This window comes from Paenibacillus oenotherae, assembly GCF_019443105.1.
Lineage (GTDB): Bacteria > Bacillota > Bacilli > Paenibacillales > Paenibacillaceae > Paenibacillus_Z > Paenibacillus_Z oenotherae.
Map to the genome: position 1 here is coordinate 1 of NZ_JAHZIJ010000040.1, position 4,284 is coordinate 4,284.

Here is a 4,284-nt window from a genome sequence, read left to right on the forward strand (position 1 = left end):
AAATGGCTAGCCTTTCTGATCCACCGTTCTAAAAACATTACTGTTTGCGATAAAAAAGAAACCACATGGAGTATTAGCTCACATGTGGAAAGTGGTAAGTCATTATTCACTTTTCATCTGTACCATCCATCTTTTGAATTGTTCATGAAGGCTTATAGGTAGTCGAACTGAAAAATCTCGTCTCCCGTGTGCCGATCCACATAGATGTGCTTTTTCCCCAATCGAAATCTAATTAACTTCTGTTTGGCGGATTGGGTATCGCTTCCCGTATATTTCGTATATTTCGGTTCAATAATATATTCACCAAGTTTGTTAATGATCCCATACTGTTCCTCCACAACAACATAGGCTGTTCCTTCGTGAAATTTTGAGGCGTAATCAAAAAGCGGTGGAATGACGACATCACCCGTTTTATTGAGATACCCTGTCTTCCCATTCCGTTGAAAGGTACATAGTCCCTCCGAAAAAAAACCAATCGAGTCATAAACAGGTTCGATAACAATGTCACCGCTTGTGTTAATAACGCACTGCTTGTTGGCGGAGTAATGCCGCGCAGGGGCCAGCCCCTCGGCAAACTGATAACCTGAACTAAATAATGTTGAGGAGATAACCAATTCTCCTTCTTTATTAATGTAGCCGTCACGTTGCGTCTTTTTATCCGTAAAAAAAGCTAGCCCGTGTGAAAAATGCCCGACACTGACATCCGTGAACTGAAGCCGCACAACCCCTTCTGTATCCAAGAACTGAATGACACCTTCGATTGTTTTAGCCTGCACCCATCCTTCTGAAAAATGCCAGACACGTGTATAAACTGGTGGAATAATAACTTCATTCCTCTTATTAATGGCTCCCCACAGATTATCGATCTTCATTGGACAATAACCTTCGTGAAACTCTCCTACAGCATCATATTTTATAGGGATATTATCATTTTCAATGGATAAAAAACCTTCTTTGCCATTTTTCTTAACTCCAAATAACCCCTCGCTACCGTAGTAAGCATTATCAAACTGTGGAGATACAACTATATTTCCTACTTGGTCAATATATCCCCAAACTCCATTCTCATGTATCGGAAACATCCTTCTCACCTCGTCTATATGAATTAGATGACTGCCCTAATAATTTTTATTATTACTCCTGGTAATCTAGCTGCTCCCCCAGGACCAGGAATAAAATCTGGCGCAGGCAAGTTAGAATAATTTAATGCAGATTTTCTTACTTCCTTATAATAGGATGCCGCTTGGGCGATATTATCAAAGGATTTTCGTTTATTGTCATTGTCATAATACACCGAATATTTAACAACACCGCCCGAGTATGAGTAAACACTCATTTTGAACTCGGATTTACCGAATTTCGCAATCGTCTCATCTCTAGCTACTGTACCATAAGGGGTCCCATTTCTATCCACTTGTTGATTACCAACAATCCTACCGGCTACTAAATCCCCCTCCTGCTCATAAAGTGCCAGTTGAGGTAGCGGGTCCTGACCACTAAACGGCTTAATCTCCCACACTTGCCCATCAAGTACAACATCGGCCCTGTAGCTTCCGACTTTATATTCCAAAACTGCATGTCTCCCTGTTTCTTCATACAACTTCGCAGCCAATACTAGTTGAGCAACTTGGTGGAAGCCCAGACTAATATTCTCTCCTACTGAGTTCATTACTTCCTCTGCCGCTTCAATTAGCCTAGTTTCCCCTGTATTTAGTTCTTCTGAAAGATCATTAAGCTGCTCGTAGCCCATATGTCCGCTAGGATCTGTATAGCGAAGCGGGTTGTTATATACATACGTATACAAATTCATCGTCAGCGGATTATCAATCTGCCCCTCATACGTATCCTTGCTAATAAACCGTCCCATGCTTGGGTCATACCATCTTGCGCGCAAATATTGCAGGCCCGCGCTCTGATCCCACATTTCCCCGGAATAGCGGAATGGGTTCGATACACTTTCGGTCGTCGTGAGCGGATTGCCCCACAGATCATACGTGTACCGATTCACACTTGTATTGCCCGTGCTGTCCCGAAGCTCGATCACATCGCCATGGCCATTGTGCAGGTAGTAGTTCTTCCCGTTCGCATCCTTGCGAGCAATCAATCCTTTGCCCCGAATGTACTGCGCCTTCATCGTAACGCCGCCACTGGCGACAATTCCTTCTGCCACTACCTGATCGCCGTCATAGTAATAGCGGACAGTCGTGCTGTTCTCTGTCCGTTCATAAAGCAGTCCGTCACCATTATACCTATAGCTTACTTGTCCGCCTCCAGGCTTGGCAACCTGCGTTAATCGATTCCACGCATCATACGTGTAGTTCGTCTCTCCCGCAGGGATTTCTGGTGCCTTATCACTCTGCAGGGACAAACGGTTGCCCCGGTTATTGTAAGCATACGTCTCATTGAACTGGGACGACGTGGCGATTCGGTTCAAGGGATCGTAGCTGTAACTATAATTGTTGCTTTGCCCGTTCAAACTCAAAGATTGGTTCGTCAAATTCCCGTTTCCGTCATAATCGTAGTTGAAAGAATTAATCTCTACGTTATTGGCTTTCTTGTGAATCAGTGAATCCACCGCATAACCATCATAGGTATACGTACTTTTATTCCCGTTCAGCTGCCTGATTTCCTTCAACAGGCTGTTATTGTAGTAGTCATATTCGGCATCAAATGTCGTCAAGGAAGGCCCGACGGTCTTTAATCGGTTCATATTGTCATAGGTATATACATTCAGATAGCCGAATGGATCGGTCATCGTTTCCCGAAGGCCCAGGCTATTGTAGGTGTACGAAATTTTCTTCAGATCCGGGAAGGTGACCTCTCTTAATTCCCCGGTCGTGTTCTTGTAGGCGTAGGATGTCGTACCCGTAGGGTCGGTCATCGTTTTCCGCCGTCCGGCGAGATCATAGGTATACCCCACGGAATCGTTCGGGCTGGATTTCAGGGTCAGCCGATTGCGATTGTTATATTGGAAGATGAATGTCTGGCCTTTCTGATCCACCGTTCTTACAACATTGCTGTTCGCATCATAGAAGCTCTTCTCGACCTGACCCATGGCATCCGTCTGTTTGATCAGTCTTCCCAACTGGTCATAGCGCTTCTGCGTCGTATTCGCATCCGGATAACGGATCTCCTTCAAATGGCCAGCCAAGGAATACGCATAGCTTGTCGTGTCATTCTTGGGATCGGTTACGCCTGTCAAACGCCCTAAGGCATCATACTGGTATCTTGTCGTATACTGAGCATCGGAACGGCCAATAACATTCCCCATATCATCATACCGCACCGAACCTACCGTCTGAAATCCGGCTCCTTTATTGAGCCGTGACACTATTTCCCTGCCCAGTATATCCGCTGTGGATCGGGATTGTACGCCTTCAGGATCGGTACTGGTCATTGTTCGGCTCAACTCGTCATATTGGGTCGTGGAAAAAGTCCCGTTCGGAAGCATGGTCTGAATACCCCGGTTCCACCCGTCATACTGATACTGGGTTCGGTGACCGCTACCGTTCTGTTCCCAGATCAATCTGCCTAGTGCATCATAACCATACTGCTTCAGAACGCGGTAGGAGCCATCTATAATGCCTTCTTCCATCTTATGCCCCAGTGCATCCCACTTCTGAATACCCGTTACACCGGTCTCATCCGTTACCGTCACTTGATTGGCTATATCATCATAAACCGCAGACATCGAGGACTGGTCGGGATGGGTAATGGTTTTGAGCCTGCCGAGCTTGTCGTAAACGTAGGTGGTCGTATTGTTCTTGCCGTCCGTGAAGGATTTGACACGTCCCGTTGTGGGATCGTAGTCCAATTGGTTCACGATCGTGCTGGATTGTCCATCCGCATCGGTCACAAGGATGGATTGCTGCGTCGGGAAAGCGCCTGAATAGCCGTACGTGGTGTAATATTCGGTGTTCAGCACATCGTCGAGCACGGTTGCTTTGCCCACATTGCCGTAAGCATCGATTTGTTCATATTTGGAATGGGCCAGCTTGGTTCCATTCTGGTTGGTGACGATGATTTCGGTAATCTTGCCCTTGTCGTTCCGGACATAGCTGGTAAGCCGGGTCTGGTTCACATCGACCTTCTCCAATACGGAAGCAAGCAGACGAGTCGTCGAGTTGTACGTATAGGTGGTCGCCACATTCATGGCATTGGTCTGGGACAGCACATTGCCATAATCATCATAGGTCGCCCGATTAATCGTTGGGGCTGTACTGCTGCCTGCTTTCGTGAACGTGCTGGTCGTGACCGTAGGTGTGGTCAACCGGCGCGTCTCAT

2 protein-coding genes are annotated in these 4,284 nt (G+C 46.4%); both read right to left on the reverse strand.

Translation table 11 applies throughout. The features are described 5' to 3' along the window. Positions 1-152 precede the first annotated feature (152 nt). The gene (locus K0T92_RS24355; protein ID WP_219875228.1) at positions 153-1,082 is read right to left on the reverse strand and encodes a WG repeat-containing protein; all 930 of its coding nucleotides are present in this window, start codon (positions 1,080-1,082) and stop codon (positions 153-155) included. A gap of 23 nt (positions 1,083-1,105) precedes the next feature. Beyond that, the coding region (locus tag K0T92_RS24360) for an RHS repeat domain-containing protein (RefSeq protein WP_281423192.1) at positions 1,106-4,284 on the reverse strand (3,179 nt) is incomplete at its 5' end.

Bases quoted from the DNA above. Each gene is read 5' to 3' on its own strand.
- K0T92_RS24355 (WP_219875228.1), bottom strand. From the start codon at position 1,082: ATGTTTCCGATACATGAGAATGGAGTTTGGGGATATATTGACCAAGTA.